The 19,113-nt window shown below is 62.2% G+C and carries 17 protein-coding genes; 9 read left to right on the forward strand and 8 right to left on the reverse strand.

What is annotated here, in order from left to right:
• Window positions 1–86 precede the first annotated feature (86 nt).
• From LC343_RS22140 to LC343_RS22165, 6 genes are all read right to left on the reverse strand, one after another.
• Window positions 87–827: an SDR family oxidoreductase gene (locus tag LC343_RS22140; RefSeq protein ID WP_223479362.1), complete on the reverse strand. Its 741-nt coding sequence runs from the start codon at window positions 825–827 to the stop codon at window positions 87–89.
• A 62-nt stretch (window positions 828–889) separates the two neighbouring features.
• Entirely contained in the window at window positions 890–1,654 is a 765-nt protein-coding gene (locus tag LC343_RS22145; protein ID WP_223479363.1) for an SDR family NAD(P)-dependent oxidoreductase, read from the reverse strand.
• 5 nt (window positions 1,655–1,659) lie between these two features.
• The gene (locus LC343_RS22150) at window positions 1,660–3,327 is read right to left on the reverse strand and encodes a GMC family oxidoreductase (protein ID WP_223479364.1); all 1,668 of its coding nucleotides are present in this window, start codon (window positions 3,325–3,327) and stop codon (window positions 1,660–1,662) included.
• Window position 3,328: 1 nt separating this feature from the next.
• Window positions 3,329–4,471, reverse strand: a complete 1,143-nt coding sequence (locus LC343_RS22155; protein WP_223479416.1) for an alpha-hydroxy acid oxidase — start codon at window positions 4,469–4,471, stop codon at window positions 3,329–3,331.
• Window positions 4,468–5,490, reverse strand: coding sequence for a hypothetical protein (locus tag LC343_RS22160; protein WP_223479365.1), 1,023 nt, complete (start codon window positions 5,488–5,490; stop codon window positions 4,468–4,470). The genes LC343_RS22155 and LC343_RS22160 overlap by 4 nt, the downstream gene beginning before the upstream one ends.
• A 33-nt stretch (window positions 5,491–5,523) precedes the next feature.
• Window positions 5,524–6,417, reverse strand: coding sequence for an SMP-30/gluconolactonase/LRE family protein (locus LC343_RS22165; protein ID WP_223479366.1), 894 nt, complete (start codon window positions 6,415–6,417; stop codon window positions 5,524–5,526).
• 132 nt (window positions 6,418–6,549) lie between these two features.
• Between LC343_RS22165 and LC343_RS22170 the strand changes: the two genes are divergently transcribed.
• The 9 genes from LC343_RS22170 to dgoD all read left to right on the forward strand — a co-directional run bounded on the left by LC343_RS22170 (window position 6,550) and on the right by dgoD (window position 16,558).
• Window positions 6,550–7,680 (forward strand): sugar ABC transporter substrate-binding protein, encoded by a 1,131-nt coding sequence (locus tag LC343_RS22170; protein ID WP_223479367.1) that lies wholly within the window; start codon window positions 6,550–6,552, stop codon window positions 7,678–7,680.
• A gap of 78 nt (window positions 7,681–7,758) precedes the next feature.
• Window positions 7,759–9,321 (forward strand): sugar ABC transporter ATP-binding protein, encoded by a 1,563-nt coding sequence (locus tag LC343_RS22175; RefSeq protein ID WP_223479368.1) that lies wholly within the window; start codon window positions 7,759–7,761, stop codon window positions 9,319–9,321.
• 1 nt (window position 9,322) lies between these two features.
• Window positions 9,323–10,339 (forward strand): ABC transporter permease, encoded by a 1,017-nt coding sequence (locus LC343_RS22180; protein WP_223479369.1) that lies wholly within the window; start codon window positions 9,323–9,325, stop codon window positions 10,337–10,339.
• A 4-nt stretch (window positions 10,340–10,343) separates the two neighbouring features.
• Window positions 10,344–11,126 (forward strand): SDR family NAD(P)-dependent oxidoreductase, encoded by a 783-nt coding sequence (locus tag LC343_RS22185; RefSeq protein ID WP_223479370.1) that lies wholly within the window; start codon window positions 10,344–10,346, stop codon window positions 11,124–11,126.
• Between the two features lie 33 nt (window positions 11,127–11,159).
• Entirely contained in the window at window positions 11,160–11,876 is a 717-nt protein-coding gene (locus LC343_RS22190; protein WP_223479371.1) for a FadR/GntR family transcriptional regulator, read from the forward strand.
• Between the two features lie 515 nt (window positions 11,877–12,391).
• A complete protein-coding gene (locus LC343_RS22195; RefSeq protein WP_223479372.1) occupies window positions 12,392–13,411 on the forward strand; it encodes a TRAP transporter substrate-binding protein in 1,020 nt (339 codons plus the stop codon).
• 78 nt (window positions 13,412–13,489) lie between these two features.
• Entirely contained in the window at window positions 13,490–14,062 is a 573-nt protein-coding gene (locus LC343_RS22200; RefSeq protein WP_223479373.1) for a TRAP transporter small permease subunit, read from the forward strand.
• A gap of 1 nt (window position 14,063) precedes the next feature.
• Window positions 14,064–15,374, forward strand: a complete 1,311-nt coding sequence (locus tag LC343_RS22205; protein WP_223479374.1) for a TRAP transporter large permease — start codon at window positions 14,064–14,066, stop codon at window positions 15,372–15,374.
• An 11-nt stretch (window positions 15,375–15,385) separates the two neighbouring features.
• The gene (dgoD, locus tag LC343_RS22210; protein WP_223479375.1) at window positions 15,386–16,558 is read left to right on the forward strand and encodes a galactonate dehydratase; all 1,173 of its coding nucleotides are present in this window, start codon (window positions 15,386–15,388) and stop codon (window positions 16,556–16,558) included.
• Between the two features lie 40 nt (window positions 16,559–16,598).
• Here dgoD and LC343_RS22215 read toward each other — a convergent pair whose 3' ends face one another.
• The gene (locus LC343_RS22215; RefSeq protein ID WP_223479417.1) at window positions 16,599–17,135 is read right to left on the reverse strand and encodes an invasion associated locus B family protein; all 537 of its coding nucleotides are present in this window, start codon (window positions 17,133–17,135) and stop codon (window positions 16,599–16,601) included.
• Window positions 17,136–17,187: 52 nt separating this feature from the next.
• Window positions 17,188–18,891 (reverse strand): hypothetical protein, encoded by a 1,704-nt coding sequence (locus tag LC343_RS22220; RefSeq protein ID WP_223479376.1) that lies wholly within the window; start codon window positions 18,889–18,891, stop codon window positions 17,188–17,190.
• Window positions 18,892–19,113 lie beyond the last annotated feature (222 nt).

The raw sequence follows: 19,113 nt of genomic DNA on the forward strand, positions 1-19,113 counted from the left end.
ATCGCGGATCGTCCCGTCGGAGTGAACGATAGCGGGTTTCTCGGCGCCTTTGGCGCCGATGCGCAGAAGTTTCATGGTGATTTCCTTTAGATGGAGATGCCGCCATCGATGGCGATCGCCTGGCCCGTGATGAACCTTGCTGCATCGGATGCGAGATAGATGACAAGTTCCGCGATTTCCTCGGCCTGCGCGAGCCGGCCCATGGGTTGGCGCGCGACGAACGCCTTCATAGCGGCATCGTAGTCGCCGGTATCCTCCAGCCGCTGGCGAAGCGATGGCGTATCGACGGTTCCCGGACAGATGGCGTTGCAGCGAATGCCGTGCGTCACGTAGTCGGCGGCGATGGATTTCGTCATGCCGATCACCGCGGCCTTGGAGGCTCCGTAGGCGAACCGGTTGGGCAGGCCCTTCTCGCTGGAGACGATCGAAGCCATGTTGATGATCGCGCCGCCGCCACCTTCCAGCATCTTGGGCAACACGGCCCTTGCCATCAGGAAGCCACCGGTCGCGTTGACGAGGAACGACCGGTCCCAGTCCTCGCGGGACGTTTCCATAATGGAGCCGTTGGCGACGATGCCGGCGCAATTGAAGAGGATGTCGACGGCCGGGGCCGGGTCGACGACCCGCGCCACGGCGTCCTCGTCGGTCACGTCGAGCGCCCGCGTCTCGACCGCGCCGGAGACGTCCCGCATGGCCTGTTCGAGCGCATCCGGGTTCCGGTCGGTCGCGACCACATGCGCGCCGGCTTCGGCGAAGAGGCGGGTTGCCGCAAGGCCGATGCCGGCCGCCGCACCCGTGACGATCACTGTCTTGGTGTCAAATCGCATTGTATTTTCCAGCTTTGCAGGCGGGCGCAGCACGTCGTCCCGCCGATGATTGGACGGGGCGTCTAGCGGGAGGTGTAGCCGCCATCGACCAGAAGGACGGAGCCGGTGACGAAGCGCGCCGCGTCGGAGCACATGTAGACGCAGGCGCCGCCGATGTCGTCCGGCTCGCCAACGCGCTTCATCGGCGTCATGTCGATCCAGGCCTTCGCCATTTCGGCATCGTCGAGCCCGCCGCGCGTCATGTCCGTGGCGATATATCCCGGCGCGATCGCGTTCACCCGGATGTTCTCCTCCGCATAGTCGCTGGCGAGGCTCTTGGTGAACATGTGAACTGCCGCCTTCGAGGCGTTGTAGGCAGCCTGCGGTTGGGGGTAGTTCGAGACGAAACCCGACATGGAGCCGATATTGACGATCACGCCGGATTTCTGCTTGCGCATCGGCGTCAGGGCCGCGCGGCAGCAACGGAACACCGCGTCCAGATTGATCGTCATGAGGCGGCGATACCGTTCGTCGTCAAAATGCTCGGTATCCTCATTGTCGGCGATGCCGGCATTGTTCACGAGGATATCCAGCCGTCCGTGACGCGCGAGACAGTCCGCAACGAGCCGATCCGGCGCGGAGCTGTCCAGCAGGTCGCCTGTCATGCATTCGGCGCTCAGTCCATCTGCGCGAAACGCGTCGACGACGTCCGGACGATCCGCCGTGGCGGCCATGATCACATGTGCGCCCGCCTCGGCCAGGGCACGGGATATCCCCAATCCGATGCCGCGCGTCCCGCCTGTCACCAGTGCGATTTTTCCGTCGAGCCGGAATTTGTCCAGGATCATTTCGTTCATACTCCCTCGGTTTCGGCGGGCTGAAAGCGCTCACGCGAATGGTCTGTTGGTTCCAGGATGAAATCGGCGCACCGCTTGCCGAGCACCATCGCCAGGGCGTTGGTGTTGCCCGCAATCAGATCGGGCGGAGCCGACATGTCGCAGACGCGGAGGTTCTCGACGCCACGGACGCGAAGCCTCGAATCCAGAACGGCCGTTTCGTCGCCGTCCGCTCCCATGCGCGCCGTGCTGCAGGGGTGATAGTCGGTTTTCACGAACCGCTTGCAGTGCGCCTCCATCGACGCCTGGTCCAGCTTGTTGTCTTCCGGCGCGATCACCCTTTCGACATGCTTGCCAAGCGGCCCTTCGAGGAAAGCGCGCCTCAGGAAGCGTTGACCATCGATAACGTCGCGCATGTCATCGGGATGTTTGAGAAGGTTCGGTGAAACGACGGGCAGGTCGGCCGGATTTGCCGACCGCAGTTGCACCGTGCCGCGCGAGCGCGGCTTGCAGAGCACTGTCGTGATCGTGATCCCGCTCGCCTCCCTGATCTCGCGTCGCAGGGCGTGGTCCAGATACATGATCGGAATGCAGAAGGCCTGGATCGTCGGCGCGGCGTCGATATCGACCGGATTGATGAAAGCGCCGGCCTCGAAGCCGACCGTGTTGATCGGGCCGGTGCCGAAGAGCTTGAAATTGAGGCCGTTGCGCAACATCCGCCAGCCTTCGCCTTCGCCGAAATAGCCGTGACGGCCTTTGAACTGCGCGATCATCGGGATTTCCGGGTGGTCCACGAGGTTCCGCCCCACGCCCGGCAAGTCCACGGCAACGGGGATGTCGTGTCCGAGAAGTTCGTCTGCCGGCCCGATACCCGAAAGCATCAGCAGTTTCGGCGTGATGAGCGCGCCGGCGGCCAGAATCACGTCAGAACGGGCTCTGGCAACCTTCTCGGCGCCCGAGGCGTCGGTATAGCGGACGCCGCACGCGGTCCCGTTCTCGATCAGGACACTACCGACCCGCGAGCGGAGCGACACGGTCAGGTTCGGATTGTGGCGCAACGGATCGATATAGGCGGTGGCCGCGCTCGAGCGTTGCCCGTCTCGGTTCATGAACTGGTAGAAGCCGACACCGGTCTGGGAGGCTCCGTTGAAATCGGAATTGAACGGTACGCCAAGCTGCTGGACGCTTTGCAGGAACCAGCGCGACGCGACGTCGACATATCCCGGATCCGAGACTTTCAGTGGACCGCCCACTCCGTGCAGCTTGCCGTTCAGGCGGTTGTTGTCTTCCATGTCCCGAAAGCAGGACAGCATGGTCTCCCAGTCCCAAGAGACCGGATCCGCATTGGTCGCCAGCGCGCTGTCCCACGCCGCGTAGTCGGATGGCCGGCCGCGCATGTAGACTTGCGCGTTCACGGAGGATCCGCCGCCAAGAACATTGCCTTGCGGAATATCGTGAACCCGACCGTCGAGCTGGTCTTGCGGAGCGGTCTGATGGACCGTCATGTATTTGTTGCCCGCGATCAGCTTGAAAATGCCCGGCGGCATGTCGATCAGCGGATGCCGATGCGAATGGCCTCCCTCGATCAGAAGAACCTTGCGGTCTCCCCTGGCCACGAGTTCCGCCGCGACAACGCAGCCGGAGGCGCCGCCGCCGACGACGATATGATCGAATTCCGCTTTCATCTTAAGCCTTGTGGAAAAGGTTCTCGGGGCCGATCTCGGCTGTCGAGTTGACCCCGCAGAGACCCATCGTGGTCTCGAGTTCATGCCGGATCATCGCAAGCGCCTTGGCGACACCTTTGCGGCCGCCGGCGCCGAGGCCATAAAGCAATGCGCGCCCCATCATCACGCCGTCGGCGCCGAGGGCCAGCCCCTTGAACACGTCCTGGCCGGAGGTGAAGCCACCATCGATCAGGACTTCGCATCGTCCCGCCACCGTCGAAACGATGTTCGGCAGCACCTCGATCGTCGAGGGCGCGCCGTCCAGTTGGCGGCCGCCATGATTGGAGACGACGATCGCATCGGGACCGACATCCATCGCCAACCCGGTGTCTTCCGGTGACAGGATGCCCTTCAGGACAAGCTTGCCCTTCCAGCGTTCACGCAACCGCTTCACGTCGTCCCAGTTCAGCGTCGGGTCGAATTGCTCGTCGGTCCATTTCGACAGGCTTTTCGGACTGCTGACCTGCGAGACGTGACCATAGAGGTTGCCGAACTCCATTTTCCGGTACCGCAACATGTTCAGGCACCAGGCCGGTTTCGTTGCCAGGTTGGCGATATTGCGCAGAGTCGGTTTGGGGGGGGACGAAAGGCCGTTGTGGATGTCCTTGTTTCTCTGACCCGACATCTGCAGATCGAGGGTCAGGACCAGCGTGTTCACGCCAGCCGCTTCAACGCGGCGAATGAGTTTTTCGATGAAGTCGCGATCCCGCACCATGTAGACCTGGAACCAGAATGGCGCCGAGGCGGCGTTGGCGACGTCCTCGACCGAGGCGATGCTGACCGTGGAAAGGCAATAGGGGATGCCGGCGCCTTCGCATGCCTTGAGGACCTCGATCTCCCCGTTCGGCCAGACCATGCCCGTCAGCCCGGTTGGCGACATGCCGATCGGCAACGAGACCTTCTGGCCGAGAATGGTACTCTTGGCGGACCGGCGCGATACGTCGACCGCGACACGCTGCTTGAGGCGAATTCGCGCGAGGTCGTCGGCATTGGCGCGGTACGTGGCCTCGGTCCAGGCCCCGCCATCCACATAATCGAAGAACATCTTGGGCACGCGTCGGCGGGCGATTTTCCTCAGGTCGGAATTCGACGCCACCCGCTTCATAGCGATGACACCTCGATCGAATATCGCGTGGTCCACGATTTTCCGGCCGTAAATTCCCGGCTGCAGGCAATGCCCGCTTTCTCCAGAGGGTTCCCTGCATGCGCAGCGACCGCGGCGCCGAGATCGAAGGGCGCGGCAACCGGCTCGATGCCGATAGCCTGGAACGCGCCGTTCCACGGGCGGGGATTGCGGCCCTTGTTCGAGATCCAGAGGTTGCAGGACGGAAAGGCTTCCGCGTCCCAGCGCAGTGTTGCCGCGTAACCCTCATCGTGATTGCTCAGCACGGCACGGCCTTGCACGCCTGCGACCAGTAAAATCTCCTCGGTCGTCTCTTCGAGCGGATGGCGCGACAGGTCCACTGGCGATCCGTCCGTGTACCGCGCGGATGAGAGGGCGTCGAAAACCTGCCCCTCCGCCAGCTTCGACACGCCGGGTTCCGCCTGCACGGGGTAGGTGCAGACCCGCAGGTTTCCGTCTATTTCAAGATGCGCCGCGCCGGGGCGTTCGGGAAGGCGAAACACCGGATGGACGCCGATGGGAAGGGCGCAGTCCCTGCGCGCAACGATCTCCAGATCGAAGATGAGGCGCGCACCATCCGGATCTCCGGTGATCCGGCGCCTCACGATCTCGATCGGGTGTTCTTCCGGATAGGCGAGCTCCAGCGCGATCGCGCCATCGCCTTCGCTTGTGACCGACCATTCGAGATTGGCGCTCGGCCCGTGCAGGAAATCCCCGAGGCCGGGCTCGGCGCCCGTCTCCGGTTGCCAGGCCGGCGGAAGATCGTCGCGTGTGACCGGCATGCCAAAGGGCACGCAAGGCCACTCGCCGCGCAGTCTTTTCAACAGTTCGGGCAGTTCGGCGAACTCCGCCGATCCATCATCCTGCCATGGCGCAACAGCGAAAGGCTGCAGCTTGCGCCCGTCCGGCAAGGTGAAGGTCGCGGGCGCGCACATTGCGCCGCTCCGCAATACGCTGAACTCGCCATGTGGCCATGCAATCGTGTGTTCGTCATTCATCATGTGATTGAAATTCCGCTTGATAGTGAAGTGGCGTCAGCTTGCGAATCGATGTTCCGGAAGCCCTTGGGTCTCGGCAGCCATCGCAAAGAGGGAGCCGGCATCGGGGCTCTTGATAAAGTCATCCGAGGTGAAATCCACTGCCGCCGACGTGATGACGATCTGGTCCATTCCCTCGCCGAAAAATGCCGCCGAGGAGGGACGGCGAACGGGCATCGGAATCTCCTGAAGCAGTTCTCCCGAAGGCGATATCTTCCTGACGTTCCAGCCGTCCCACTGCGCCGACCAGATGTTCCCTTCGCAATCGATGGACAGCCCGTCGGGAAAGCCTTCGCCGCCCGAGTGATCGTACAGGACGGCGCGGTTGGAGATGCGGCCCGCTTTCGCGTCGAAGTCGTACCGATAGGTTTTGGCCGCAGTCGTGTCGTTGATGTAGAAGGTCGTTTGATCGGGACTCCAGCTCATCCCGTTCGGTAGCTCGAAATCTTCGTCCGTTGCCGTCACGGTGCCGTCCCCGCCGACCGCGAACAGCCGCCCGCCCGAGAAGCTGTCCGGTGCGTGGATGTCATCGATCATGGTTCCGACCCAAAGCCTGCCGGCGCAATCGACCCGCCCGTCATTTGCCCTGTATCGCGGCGTCTCGATCGGAAGCCGGGCGAGGGGTGAAAGTGTCCCGGACCTTGTGTTCAGCAGGCTGACATCGGCCCCGTGACAAACCGCGAGGACGCCCGGATCGTCCGTCAGTCCGATGCATCCGGGCCGGTTCGGCGTGACCCAGAGACCGGTCTGGCTCATGGATGCCGTTTCGAAGCGGGCAATCCGGCAGCGTCGGATATCCACCCAGTAAATACAGGCGAGGCGATCATCCCATACGGGGCCTTCGGCCAGGGTCGCATTGGCTTGATGCAGTAGATCCAGGTTCTCGAACATTGCCCCTCCCGAAGGTTTTCGCGCTTGCAAATTGGTATGACATCATATAACTATACATCATCCGCACCAATGAGCAACAGGCAATTCACGCACTGAGGATCGGCGCGGACCAACAGGAACGGAGGAGTTCTCATGAATCGGAATGTACTGCGGCTCGCCGGTGCGAGCGCGATCGCGCTTGGCGCCATGATTTCAACAGCGCTTGCGGAAGATGCGACGGCCCTGGCTGTTCAAACCTTCTCGGACGAAGTCTGCGAACCGGCCGATCCGGCTGCGGTTGCCGACATTCCTTCGGGCGTTTCCGGCTTTACCGGATATGACTCGGCGCCGGGCGCGTGGCTCTCGGAGCCGGAAGCAAGCGCGCTCACCGGCAAACGCGTCGCGCTGACCGTCATGGGGCTCGGTCAGCCCTACTTCCTCGCCATCTCCGGTCACTGGAAGCGTCTCGCGGAAAAATACGACTTTGAGCTTCGCGTCTTTGACGGTCGCTTCGACGCCGGCACGGTACAGCGCCTCGTCGATGACGTTATTTCCTACGCCCCCGACGCGGTTGCCTTCGCGCCGCTCGACAGCGCCGCTGCCGTTCCGCAGGTTCAGCGCATGAAGAATGAGGGCCTGACCGTCGTCACCTACAACGTGCAGCCGGCCGAAGTCGTCGCGCCGCGCGTCTTTGCCAATGACTATGACGGTCCGCGTATCGTCGGCTGCAATGCCGGTCGCTATTACAAGGCCAAGTTCGGCGATGAGCCGGCCATCATCGGCGTGGTCGATTTTCCGCAGCTGCCGCAGGTGCAGGATCGCCGAAATGGCTTTCTCTACGGCTTTTTGTCCATCGTGCCCGACGCCACGGTCGCGCAGATGGTGGATGGCGGTGCGGTCATCGATAAAGCCAATGCCGCGGCTTCCGACATGCTTCAGGCCAATCCCGAGATCAACGTGATCTTCGGGATCAACAATGACAGCTCGCTCGGCGCGCTTGCGGCGCTTCGCGCTGCCGGTTCCTACTCCAGCGACTGGGGCGTCGTCGCTTCCGTCGACGGATCGGAGCCGATCATGTCCGAGCTGGGCAGCGACGAGTCTCCGCAAAAAGCGGAAAGCGGCTACCCGCCCTACGACTTCACGATCGCGACGTTCAATCTGCTTGGCGCGGCCGTCGCCGGCGAGGCCGATGAAAACACGCAGGTTGTGGTCGGGTATCCGCCGATCGCGCCTTCCGAGGACGGCATCAAGTCCTGGCTCGATCGGCAGTATCCGCGCGATTGACGGGTCTTGTGTGCAGCGGCATTGCCGCTGCACACTCTCCGGAACCCTTTCCGAAACACTCTTCAGGAAACGTTTCTCATGGATGCCCGCACGCCTCCGTCAGCCGAAACCGCGCGAGCCGCTGACGGCGCGCTTCTTGCCGTCAGCGGGCTCTCGAAGTCCTTTCCGGGTGTCCGCGCGCTGCACAATGTCGATTTCGACCTGAAACCCGGTGAGGTTCATTGCCTGATCGGCGAGAACGGGGCCGGCAAGTCCACGCTCGTCAAGATCATCGCCGGGGTTCAGGCCCCTGATGACGGCGACATGCAGGTCAACGGCGTGACCGCAAGTTTCAGCGGCCCGCTGGATGCCCAGAACGCCGGTATCGCCTGTATCTTTCAGGAACTGACCGTCGTCGACGGTCTGACGATTGCGGAGAACATCGCGCTGGGTGACGAACCGGGTTCGTTCGGCATTTTCAAACAGTCCCAGGCCAGAAAACGCGCTGAACAGCTCCTCGCCAGCATCGGCTTCACGGATCTGCCGGTAACCCGGCTTTGCGGCAAGCTTTCGCCGGCCGAAAAACAGGCCGTCATGATCGCCAAGGCGCTGCGCCAGAATACCCGCATCATTATCATGGATGAGCCCACGTCGCCGCTGGAGGATGCCGAGGTCAGAAAGCTTTTCGACGTCATCGAGCGCCTGAAAGCCGCGGGGAAGGGGATCATCTACGTGTCGCACAAGATGCGGGAAATCGACCTGCTGGGCGACCGGATTACCGTCTTCAAGGATGGAGAGCGGGTGGCGACCCTCAATCGGGGCGAGGCGACAAGCGAGGATCTGGTCCAACTGATGGTCGGGCGGGAACTGTCGAACATGTTTCCGGCCAAGTCGCACTCGCCGGGCGACATCGCCCTGGAGGTTCGCGGACTGACCGGCCCGAGCATAACCGATGTCAGTTTCGACGTCAGGCACGGTGAAGTGCTCGGTATCGCCGGGCTCGCCGGCGCCGGACGCACCGAACTCCTGCGGTCGATCTTCGGCGCGGATATCGTCCATTCGGGAACCGTGAGCGTCGATGGCAGCCGGATCGGTGCGAATTCGGTGATCAAGGCGATCCAGGCCGGTATCGGTCTCGTTCCGGAAGAGCGCCGAAGCCAGGGCATCGTTCCGGTGCTGACGGTCGGCGACAATGCCGGAATTGTCTGGGATCAGTTTCCCGGCCAGCGTGACGGGGCATCCGACCGGACGGCGGCAGTCAGCGAGATCGTCGATCTCCTCAAGGTCAAGACCCCTTCGCTTTCCCAGCGCATCAGCACGTTGAGCGGCGGCAATCAGCAGAAGGTGGTACTTGGTAAGTGGCTGCTGACCAAGACGCAGGTCATGCTGCTGGACGAACCCACGCGCGGAATCGACGTTGGCGCCAAGCGGGAAATCTATCAAATCATCAATGACTTCGCCGAGAAGGGTCTCGCGGTCGTTCTCGTTTCCTCGGAACTGCCCGAACTTCTTGGACTTTCAGACCGCATCATTGTGATCAATGGCGGGCGCATCGTCGGCGAATTGCCCGGAGATGTCAGCGAAGAGGAAGTCATCGCGGTTTCCATGCTCCATGCCGAGCGAAAAGCCGGCACACAATCGAACGCATTCCAGGACAATTAAGATGGCAGACACAGACAGCGTGCAGACGGCAAAACCAGGTCACGGCAATAGCGGGTTTGTCAGGTTGATACGCGACGGGCACAACCTTCAAACCATAGCGACACTGATGGTGCTGACCCTGATGTGCGTGCTCTTTGCCGTTTTGAGCGACCGGTTTCTGACAGCGTCCAATTTTCAGAACATCATGCGCAACGCGGCGCCGCTGATCATTGCGAGTTGCGGCATGACGGCAGTCATGATCGCGCGCGGGCTGGACCTTTCGGTCGGCAGCGTGTTGGCGGCGGCTTCCGTGCTGGCGGCATCGTTGGCGGTGGCCGGCGTCCCGCTCTACGCGGCCTTTGTGCTGGGTATCCTGTTCGGCGGTGGCGTCGGGCTGATCAACGGGACGATTATCGCGAAGCTCTCGGTCAGTCCGATCATCGTCACGCTCGGGATGCTGAACATTGCGCGCGGTGTCGCCTATCTCATCACGCCGAGCGCAATCCTTGTCGGTCTGCCGCGCAACTGGAGCGATCTGGGAACGAGCAAGCTCGCGGGCCTTCCCATGCCGATCGTCATCGCAATCGTCGTGGCCTGCCTGTTTCACGTCATCATGAGCTACTCCACCTTTGGAAAGCGCATCTATGCGATCGGCGGCAACGAGGAGGCGGCGCGCCTCTCGGGCATCAACGTTCCGCGCGCACTTATCCTGCTTTATGTCCTGTGCGGCACGACTGCGGCGATTGCCGGTATCGTCCTGTCATCGCGCGTCGGTGCCGGGGACCCGAATATCGGGGTCGGTTTCGAGCTTCAGGTTATCGCGGCGGTTATCATCGGCGGCACGAGTCTTTCCGGAGGCGAGGGGCGTATCATCGGCACTGTCATTGGCGCGCTGATCATCGCTGTTCTCGGCAACGGACTGAACCTCGCCGGGGTTGAGCCTTTCTGGCAGTGGGTGGCGCAAGGCATCGTCCTGATTGCGGCTATCATCATCGATCGCCAGGTGCAGGACGGAATGCGGAACGTAAAGAAAGGCTGAGGGAATGACCAACTGGAAAGACAGCTCGAAACTCGCCGTTGTCACAGGCAGTGCCGGAATCGGACTGGGTGTGGCGACCCGCTTGCTGGAAGAGGGCTTCGGCGTGATTCTCTGCGGTGTCGATCCGGCGGACAACAAGACCGCGCGGGAGCGCACGGCCGGCAAGCCGATAGAGGTCGTCCAGCTCGACGTGTCCAGAGAAGGGGATGTTCGTGCGTTCGCCGCCGACATCGCCGAAAAGACATCGCGTCTGGATGCCCTTGTAAACTGCGCCGGCATTCAGCCCTATGGGACGATCGAGACCACGACACCGGAGGCCTGGCGCCACGTGATCGATGTAAACCTGAGCGGATATTTCTACATGGCGCATTTTCTCTATCCGCTGCTCAAGGCCTGCGAGACCGCATCCATCGTCAATATCGCTTCGGTGCAGGGCCACCTGAACCAGAACAACGTGCTTGCCTATGCGACCAGCAAGGGTGCGATCCATGCACTCACCCGCGCCATGGCTGTCGATTGCGCCCGCGACCGGGTTCGCGTGAACTCGATTTCCCCCGGCTCCATTCGCACGCCGCTGCTGGAATTCGCCGCGCGCGAACTGACGCCTGAAGGTGGAGACATGGAGGCCACGCTCGCGGAATTCGGCGCGTCGCATGCCGCCGGACGCGTTGGAACCGTTGAAGAGATCGGTGCAATGGTGGCATTTCTCGTCGGCCCGGAATCACAATTCTGCATAGGCGGAGATTTTTCGGTCGACGGAGGCCTGAAAGCGCAACTCGGAGTATAGTCCGGATCGCCCTTCAGGAATGGGAGGAATTGCATGCCTGAGACAAAAGCCAACTCGCAGAACCGCAGGCGACTCGGCACGTCGGATCTTCCTGCGATCATCGCCGATGAAATCCGCGGTCAGATCGTGAAAGGCAAGCTCGCTACGGGTAGCAAGCTGCCGACTGAACGCGAAATGAGCGAAAACCACGGCGTGAGCCGCGTGGTTGTCCGCGAAGCGATTGCGCGCCTGCGTCACGAAGGATTGGTCACCTCCCAGCAGGGGCGGGGTGTTTTCGTCGCATCCCCCGAAGAAAGCCGCTTTCTGACCATCGCGCAGTCCGCGCTCTCCCGTCCGGAGGACTATCAGCGCCTGTACGATGTCCGAAAAGTGCTCGAAAGCGGCACCGCGGCCCTCGCGGCGTTGCACCACGACGAAGACGATCTCGAAGAATTGCGTAGACACCTCGCGACGATGATCGGGCCCGATGTGAACCATGAGACCTATGTCGAGGCCGATATCGCCTTCCACCGAGCGATAGCGTCCGCGAGCAAGAACCCGTTCCTCGTCCTGTTCATTTCCTTTGTCGATATGAAGCTGAAGGAGAGCATCTCGGTAGCGCTGAAATCGCTCAATTTCGAGGAGACGATCGAGGTATCCGCCGAGGAGCACGACGAAATCTTCCGCTGCCTCGCTGCTCATGATCCTGAGGGCGCACGCCAGGCGATGCAATTGCATCTGGATAATTCGTCCCGAAGATTGGGGCTATAACCCAGGCATCCGAACGCGCCGAAAATCCTGCAGTCGGCATCGAGACCCCGGTCTTGTCGTTCGGATCCGGACAACCCTCCATAAGGCATTGTCAAAAAAAACCGGCTGCCCTTGTCCCTGACAGACGATCGTCTGGAAGAACGAAACGCCTCAATTATCGCCGCCATCGGCTTCCGCCCGACATCATTTCCCAAAGAGTAGCGCCAGCTTTTTACGGCATGGGGCAGGGCATTTCCGCGAAACAAAGACTGGTTGGGATTCGTCTGACAGCCCCCGGCTGACCTCCCCCAGCTGCATGATCGTACTGGCGGGATTCCGATACGACCTCGGCAATCTTCGCCTTGAAGCGCGATATCTCGGAACCGCATCATTCGCGGTAAAAAGTATGATTATTTCCGATGGGAGCTGTTGATCATGCGTGCGCTTCATGCATTTGTTGCCGTTCAGTCCACGAAACGATGGCCTGAGGGACCGTCCGGTCCGACAATGAGAGCAGTCTCTTGGGAGGAAACCAAATGCTGAAGAAATTACTTGGCCATGCGCTTGTCACGGCCTCGGCACTTCTTGTGTCCGGTGCGGCCATGGCCGCGGATTATAACTGGACGTTCCAGACGTCCGAAACCGCCGGCGAGCCGGGCTTCATCAACAAACAGAAATGGGCCGAAAGCGTCAAAGAGATGTCCGGCGGACGGATCGAGATCGAGATCCTGCCGATCGGCGCGGTTGTCCCGCACACTGACACACTCGATGCTGTCGGCTCCGGCATCCTGCAGGGCCACCTGACGGACCCGAGCTATTTCGCGGGCAAGGACCCGGCCTTCGCCATGATGGGCAACCTGGTCGGCGCGTGGAGCGATCCGTTCGAACTGCTGGGCTTCATGCAGTCGGGCGGCGGCCACGAACTTTACGCCGAACTGGTCGAACCCTACGGCGTGCACTTCATCGGTGCCGCGGCGACCGAGCCGGAAGCCTTCGTTTCCTCCAAGCCTGTGCGCACGGTCGAGGACCTCAAGGGCCTGAAGCTGCGCGCGCCCGAAGGCATGGTCTACGAGATCTTCTCCAAGGCTGGCGCGTCGCCTGTCGCGCTGCCCGGTTCCGAGGTCTTCACCGCGCTCGACAAGGGTGTCGTTGAAGCCGCCGACTATACGGTCTTCGCCACCAACCAGGCGCAGGGCATGAACGACATCGCCCACTATCCGCTCTATCCGGGCTTCCACTCGCTGCCGCTGATCGACATCTCCATGACCAAGTCGATCTGGGACGATCTGCCGGATGACCTGAAGGCGATCCTCAATGCATCCGTCGACAAGTTCATCTTCCAGCACGTCTACTCGGTGCGCAAACTCGACGCCGAAGCCGTCGCCACGGCGAAGGAAAACCCGGAGATCGAGATCATCAACTGGTCGGGCGATGAGCGGACGAAGTTCCGTCAGATCGCGCAGCAGGAGTGGGAGAACTGGGCTGGCAAGACCGAGATGACCCAGCGCTACTACGACGCGGTGGTCTCCTACCTGAAGGGCCGCAACCAGCTCTGATCCGGACAATTTGACCGGAAAAGACAAGCGCCCGGCCGGACAATCGGCCGGGCGCGGACACCTGACGGGGAGGAAACCATGTCGGACAATCCGGATCTGATCCCGGAGCCGCCGGAGGAAGACGTCGAGATTAGGAGCGGTCTCGACCGGGTTGTCGCGAATTCCGCGAAAATCCTGTCCTGGGCGATTTTCGTCGCTTTCGCGATCAGCGTCTTCGAGGTGATCGCGCGCTACGTCTTCGACAGCCCGACGATGTGGGTGCACGAATCCACGACATTCCTGATCGCCGCGATCTTCCTTGTCGGCGGCCCCATCGCGCTTGCCCGCGACAAGCACATCCGAGTGCGCATGATCTACGACACCGTGTCGCCGGCCACGCGCCGCTGGCTCGACATCGTCAACTCGATCATCGCGATGATATTTTTCGCCGGCCTCGGATACGCCGGCTGGATCCTTGCCTGGAAGGCGACGCATACGCCAACCGGCGCCATTCACTTCGAGGGGACGGGTACGGCCTGGAACCCGCCGACGCCGGCGCTGCTCAAGATCATCATCCTGTTCTGCGTCGTGCTGATGTTCGTCCAGTCGGCCACTCATCTGGTCAAGGCCATTCGCCGCGACGTCCGGCAGGAACAGGGCGGGGAACGCTGACATGGGACTTGACGCTCTCGGCATCGAGTACGGCACCTTCCTTCTCGTCGGGCTGATCTTTCTGCTGCTGGTCACCGGACAGCCGCTCGCCTGGGTGACCGGGCTCGTCGCGCTGATCTTCACCTTCGGCTGGTTCGGCGGAAATGCCCTGCCGCTCGTGACCTCGCGCATATTCGGCTTCATTACCGAATATTCGCTCGTCGCCATTCCCATGTTCATCCTGATGGCCGCCTTGCTCGACAGGTCGGGGATCGCCAAGGACCTGTTCAACGGGATGCGAATACTCGCCGGTCGTCTGCCCGGCGGCGTCGCGGTTCAAACGCTGATCGTGGCGATCCTCATGGCGGCCATGTCCGGCGTCATCGGTGGCGAGATCGTCCTGTTGGGCATTCTCGCGCTGCCGCAAATGCTGCGGCTGGGTTACGACCGCTCGCTGTCCATCGGCGTCGTCTGCGCGGGCGGTTCGCTCGGCACCATGATGCCGCCGTCGATCGTCCTGATCATCTACGGCCTCGTCGCGGGCGTCTCGATCGCCGACCTGTTCGTCGCCGCGATCACGCCGGCCATGCTGCTGCTCGGCTTCTACATTGCTTATGTGCTGGTGCGCTGCCTGAAGAACCCCGCCCTCGGTCCGCCCATGTCGGTGGAGGAGCAGGCAGAGGAGTCCGTCGGCTCCGCGCTCAAGGCGCTGGTCGCGCCGCTCTTCATCGTCATCGCGGTGCTGGGGTCGATCTATGCCGGCGTCGCCTCGATCACCGAGGCCGCGGCGCTTGGCGTCTCGTCGGTCCTGATCATTTCCGCGCTGCGCCGCGAGCTCAATATCAAGATGCTGCAGGCAAGTCTCGTCCACACGCTGGAGACTTGCGGCATGATCATCTGGATCGGCATCGCCGCCGCCGTGCTGGTCGGCGTCTACAATCTGATGGGCGGCAATCGGTTCGTGTCCGCGGCAATCCTCGGGCTCGATGCCTCGCCGGTGATCATCATCATGGTGATGATGGCGATCCTGATCGTGCTCGGCATGTTCCTCGACTGGATCGGCATCGCATTGCTGACGCTTCCGATCTTCGTGCCGATCGTCAAGCAACTCGGCTATGATCCGATCTGGTTCGGCATCCTGTTCGCGGTCAACATGCAGGTGTCCTATCTGACGCCGCCCTTTGGTCCGGCGGCCTTCTACCTGAAGAGCGTGGCGCCGCCTGACATCACCCTGAAGCACATCTACACGGCGCTGCTGCCGTTCATCGCGCTTCAGCTGCTGGTGCTGGGCATCCTGCTGTTCTATCCGCCGCTTGCCATCTGGCCGATCTAGGAGACGATCGGGTGAAGGTCGTCTCCATCACCGCGCATGTCGTCAATGCCGAGATGCGCAACTGGGTCTTCGTCAGGGTCCAGACCGACGTGCCGGGCCTACATGGCTGGGGCGAAGCGACGCTCGAATGGAAAACACGCGGCGTCGCCGGCGCGATCGAGGATCTCGCTCCGCTGGTCATCGGCAGGAATCCGCTCGATATCGAACAGGCGATCCGGGCCATGCGCAAACAGTCCTTCTGGCCGCTCGGCGCGATCGGCATGAGCGCGGTCTCCGGCATCGAACTCGCCCTGTGGGACATCGCGGGCAAGCATTTCGGCGTGCCGGTCTGGCGGCTTCTGGGCGGGCAGACCCGCGACAAGGTGCATGTCTATACCCATCTCGGTTTCGGCGACATGCGCGCCGTCTACGAGACCGACAGCGTCGATCCGCTGATCGAACGCGCACAAGAGGTGCTCGCGAAGGGGTACACCGCCTTCAAGGTTGTGATCCTGCCCTATGTTCATGCCTATGCGCCGCGCAAGGCCGTATCGCATGTGGAGCGCCTCATGGCGGGGCTGCGCGAGGCGACCGGCCCGGACACCGAGATCATGCTCGACTTTCATGGAAAACCGGGATCGGTGGCTGCCGCCATCTCGTTCATCGATGCCGTCGCCCCCTACGCGCCGATGTTCGTCGAGGAACCCGTTCAACCGGGCGATGTCCGCGGCATGAAAAGGATAACGGACCGATCGCCCGTTCCGATCGCGACGGGCGAACGCTTGATCGAGCGCGGCGAGTTCGAAGAGCATTTTCACATGCGCGCGATGGATATCGCTCAGCCCGATATCTGCCATTGCGGCGGCCTGCTGGAGGCCAAGAAGATCGCCGCCATGGCGGAAACGGCAGGCATGGGCGTCGCGCCGCACAACCCGCTCGGGCCGATCGCCGGCGCCGCGGCGCTGCATTTCGCCGTCTCCACGCCCAACCACATCATCCAGGAAGAGATGGTCGGCGCGGTGCCGTGGTATTTTGACGTGGTGCGCGGACCGATCGTCATGAAGGACGGCCACTGGCAGGTTCCGGACGCGCCGGGTCTGGGGATTGAGGTGGACGAGGACGAATGCGCCAGGCACCCGTTCGCGCCGGAAGTCTATCATACAAAGGCAGCCGTTCTTGACGACGGAACCATCGTAAACTGGTAGTTCCGCGTCACTCCGCAGCCGCTGTCAGAAACCTTCGTGCCTACTCTTGCTTCCCGTAAACGGACTCACGAAGCGCGCGCAGGGCAGCGGTGAATCCGCGAAGCGAGACCTCGGCGGTTCGTTGCGACCCGTCGAGGGCCAGCGAGGCGACCTTCAGGTCGAGCCCGCGCAGAAACCCGTCCATCACCGACTTGTCGGGATTGAACGGGGCCAGGCATCCGTTGTTCGAACAGGAGCGGAAAGGCACTTTCACGCCGCGGCGATTGTCGACCTGAAACACCACCCCCGCGGGAAGCAGCGTATCCTGCGGCGCACTGAAGATCACCAGCGCCTGCTCTTTCGCGCCTTCGCCGTGCAACTCCAAGGCCATTTTGATCGGTGCCCGGGCCTGTTCATCGGAAACGATGCGCGGGGCCATGACGCAGATGGCGAGCGGGCCGCTGTCCGACGCCGGACAGATCACCCGCCAGTCCTTGAACGCCACCTCGGTCGTTTCCGCGCGACTGCCGATCTCCGCCGGAGGCGGGTTGCCGTTTTCATCCTGTTGAGCCCATGCGGCCGCCGGCAACAGCATCATCACGAGCAAGGCGACGCCGGGTGCCGGCAACCGCTGGCTGCTGCATCGGCGTTTACTGCTTCGACAGGTCATCGATCAGCGCCTCGATTTCCTGTGGCGCAAGGTTCTTGCCCAGGATGGTATTCAGGTCGCTGCCGGCGCTGGCGACGAGGGCTTCGACGGCGGCGTCGTAGGCTGCCTGCGGATCGGCCGCATTGACCAGATCGACCGATATACCCGCCTTCCGGAATATCGCCTCGACCTCTTGCGGGGTTGGCTGCCGGTTGCCGGCTTGCGCCTTTCGCAACTCCCCCGAAACATAGGACGCATTGCGCACGGCCTCGCTTTCGTGAACCGCGACCGATTGCTCTTCGGTAACATCGTCGCCGAACCGGCCGGTCAGCACATCGGACGTCGCGCCGGCTTCCGCGACTGCAACCATGGTGCGCGCGCTGTCTCCCAGTTCCTCTCCGCGCTCCACGGCGTCAGCAATGTCGCCCATTTCCTCTGACCGAAGCTCGATATCGTTCGTAAGATCCTCCTGGACCTCCCCTCCCGTCTCGATGCTCGAACCGATTCGTGAATTGAGATCGTCGATCGCATCCTGGGCGATATCGCCGGCAAGCACGTTTGTATCCTTCAGGTTCAGTTCGCGGTCCTCTCCGGTCGTCGTTACGGCCGTTTCCACAACCCGGTTCGCCTCGTCGAGCTCGTTGGCGCCAGAGCCGGTCACCGTCACATTGCCTTCGCCAATCGTGCTCCTGACGGTCTGATCGAGTTCCGTGCTGTCACCCTGGGCGTCGGCCTTTATGAAGCCCTGTTCCTGGAAGGCTGTATCCTCCGTCGTGTCCCAGTTCTCGGCGATCTCCTGAACATCCGTCGCCGTCGCGGCAAAGCGGAAATTGAACATGTCCTGGGTTTTCGACCCTTCCAGATCGTCGCCGACCACCAGTTCCCCTGTTGTCACATCGAGCGTTCCGTCTTCGCCCGCGGCAATCTTTCCCGCGTTGAGGGTTGTCGTGCCGCCCACATTGACTGTCAGATTGCCTGTTGACGTTATGGCGCTCTGTTCACCAGCCGTCGTGTTCTCCTTCTCCGAGTGGTTCAGATCGATGTCCGCGCCGGTATCGAGTATGCCGGCGAGGTCGTAGGTCTTCAGCGAACCGTCTTTCGTCCGGGGCGTGTCGGCATCGTTGTCCGTCGAGCCTTTCGCGGAATCGTCGCCCGGAGGAGACGACGGCGCGGGCGACGATGGCCGTGGCGGAGCCGCGTTCGGTGTCGTGGTCTTGCCCGCATCGCTTGATGACGATGTCGACGTTTTCGACGATGAGTCGTCCTGTTTCGTGGTCTTGCCGGTCGAGCCTTTCGCGGGATCGTTGCCGGGAGGTGTCGCCGGCGCGGGCGACGATGGCCGTGTCGGGGCCGCGTTCGGTGTCGTGGTCTTGCCCGCATCGCTCGATGACGATGTGGATGATTTCGATGACGAGTCGTCCTGCGTCGCGGTCTTGTCTGAGGAGCCGCCCGAGCCATCGCTGTTTGTCACAGTCGGTTTGGACCCGGACAGCTCAAAACTGTATTCATCGGCAACGATTTTTTCGGAATCGGCAACGGTCGTCACCGTCAAGTCTTTCGCGACATTGACGGTATTGTCGGAACCAGTGATTTCTCCGCCCTCGATCGTGAGGTTCCCGGCGTCAATCGTGCCGGCCTCGTCGCCAAAGTCGATCGAGGCGTTTTGATGCGTCGTGTTGTCGACAGTGACGACAGATACCGACAATCCGGCTCCCGCAGACGTCGACTCGCCGGTTCGCCTGTTTTCGGTACCATTTCCGGAGGTTTCTTCCGCGGTCTGGGTGCTATCCGTATCCTTGCCGGTCGAGCCTTTCGCGGGATCGTTGCCGGGAGGTGTCGCCGGCGCAGGCGACGATGGCCGTGTCGGGGCCGCGTTCGGTGTCGTGGTCTTGCCCGCATCGCTCGATGACGATGTGGATGATTTCGA

Origin of the sequence: Oricola indica (assembly GCF_019966595.1) — a bacterium.
In the GTDB taxonomy this organism is placed as follows: Bacteria; Pseudomonadota; Alphaproteobacteria; order Rhizobiales; family Rhizobiaceae; genus Oricola; species Oricola indica.

What these genes read in the sequence shown, in the direction of transcription:
- LC343_RS22185 (WP_223479370.1), top strand. Translation starts at nt 10,344, where the DNA reads ATGACCAACTGGAAAGACAGCTCGAAACTCGCCGTTGTCACAGGCAGT.
- LC343_RS22200 (WP_223479373.1), top strand. Translation starts at nt 13,490, where the DNA reads ATGTCGGACAATCCGGATCTGATCCCGGAGCCGCCGGAGGAAGACGTC.
- LC343_RS22180 (WP_223479369.1), top strand. Translation starts at nt 9,323, where the DNA reads ATGGCAGACACAGACAGCGTGCAGACGGCAAAACCAGGTCACGGCAAT.
- LC343_RS22190 (WP_223479371.1), top strand. Translation starts at nt 11,160, where the DNA reads ATGCCTGAGACAAAAGCCAACTCGCAGAACCGCAGGCGACTCGGCACG.
- LC343_RS22145 (WP_223479363.1), bottom strand. Translation starts at nt 1,654, where the DNA reads ATGATCCTGGACAAATTCCGGCTCGACGGAAAAATCGCACTGGTGACA.
- LC343_RS22205 (WP_223479374.1), top strand. Translation starts at nt 14,064, where the DNA reads ATGGGACTTGACGCTCTCGGCATCGAGTACGGCACCTTCCTTCTCGTC.
- LC343_RS22140 (WP_223479362.1), bottom strand. Translation starts at nt 827, where the DNA reads ATGCGATTTGACACCAAGACAGTGATCGTCACGGGTGCGGCGGCCGGC.
- LC343_RS22150 (WP_223479364.1), bottom strand. Translation starts at nt 3,327, where the DNA reads ATGAAAGCGGAATTCGATCATATCGTCGTCGGCGGCGGCGCCTCCGGC.
- LC343_RS22195 (WP_223479372.1), top strand. Translation starts at nt 12,392, where the DNA reads ATGCTGAAGAAATTACTTGGCCATGCGCTTGTCACGGCCTCGGCACTT.
- LC343_RS22160 (WP_223479365.1), bottom strand. Translation starts at nt 5,490, where the DNA reads ATGATGAATGACGAACACACGATTGCATGGCCACATGGCGAGTTCAGC.
- LC343_RS22165 (WP_223479366.1), bottom strand. Translation starts at nt 6,417, where the DNA reads ATGTTCGAGAACCTGGATCTACTGCATCAAGCCAATGCGACCCTGGCC.
- LC343_RS22170 (WP_223479367.1), top strand. Translation starts at nt 6,550, where the DNA reads ATGAATCGGAATGTACTGCGGCTCGCCGGTGCGAGCGCGATCGCGCTT.
- LC343_RS22175 (WP_223479368.1), top strand. Translation starts at nt 7,759, where the DNA reads ATGGATGCCCGCACGCCTCCGTCAGCCGAAACCGCGCGAGCCGCTGAC.
- LC343_RS22155 (WP_223479416.1), bottom strand. Translation starts at nt 4,471, where the DNA reads ATGAAGCGGGTGGCGTCGAATTCCGACCTGAGGAAAATCGCCCGCCGA.
- LC343_RS22215 (WP_223479417.1), bottom strand. Translation starts at nt 17,135, where the DNA reads ATGATGCTGTTGCCGGCGGCCGCATGGGCTCAACAGGATGAAAACGGC.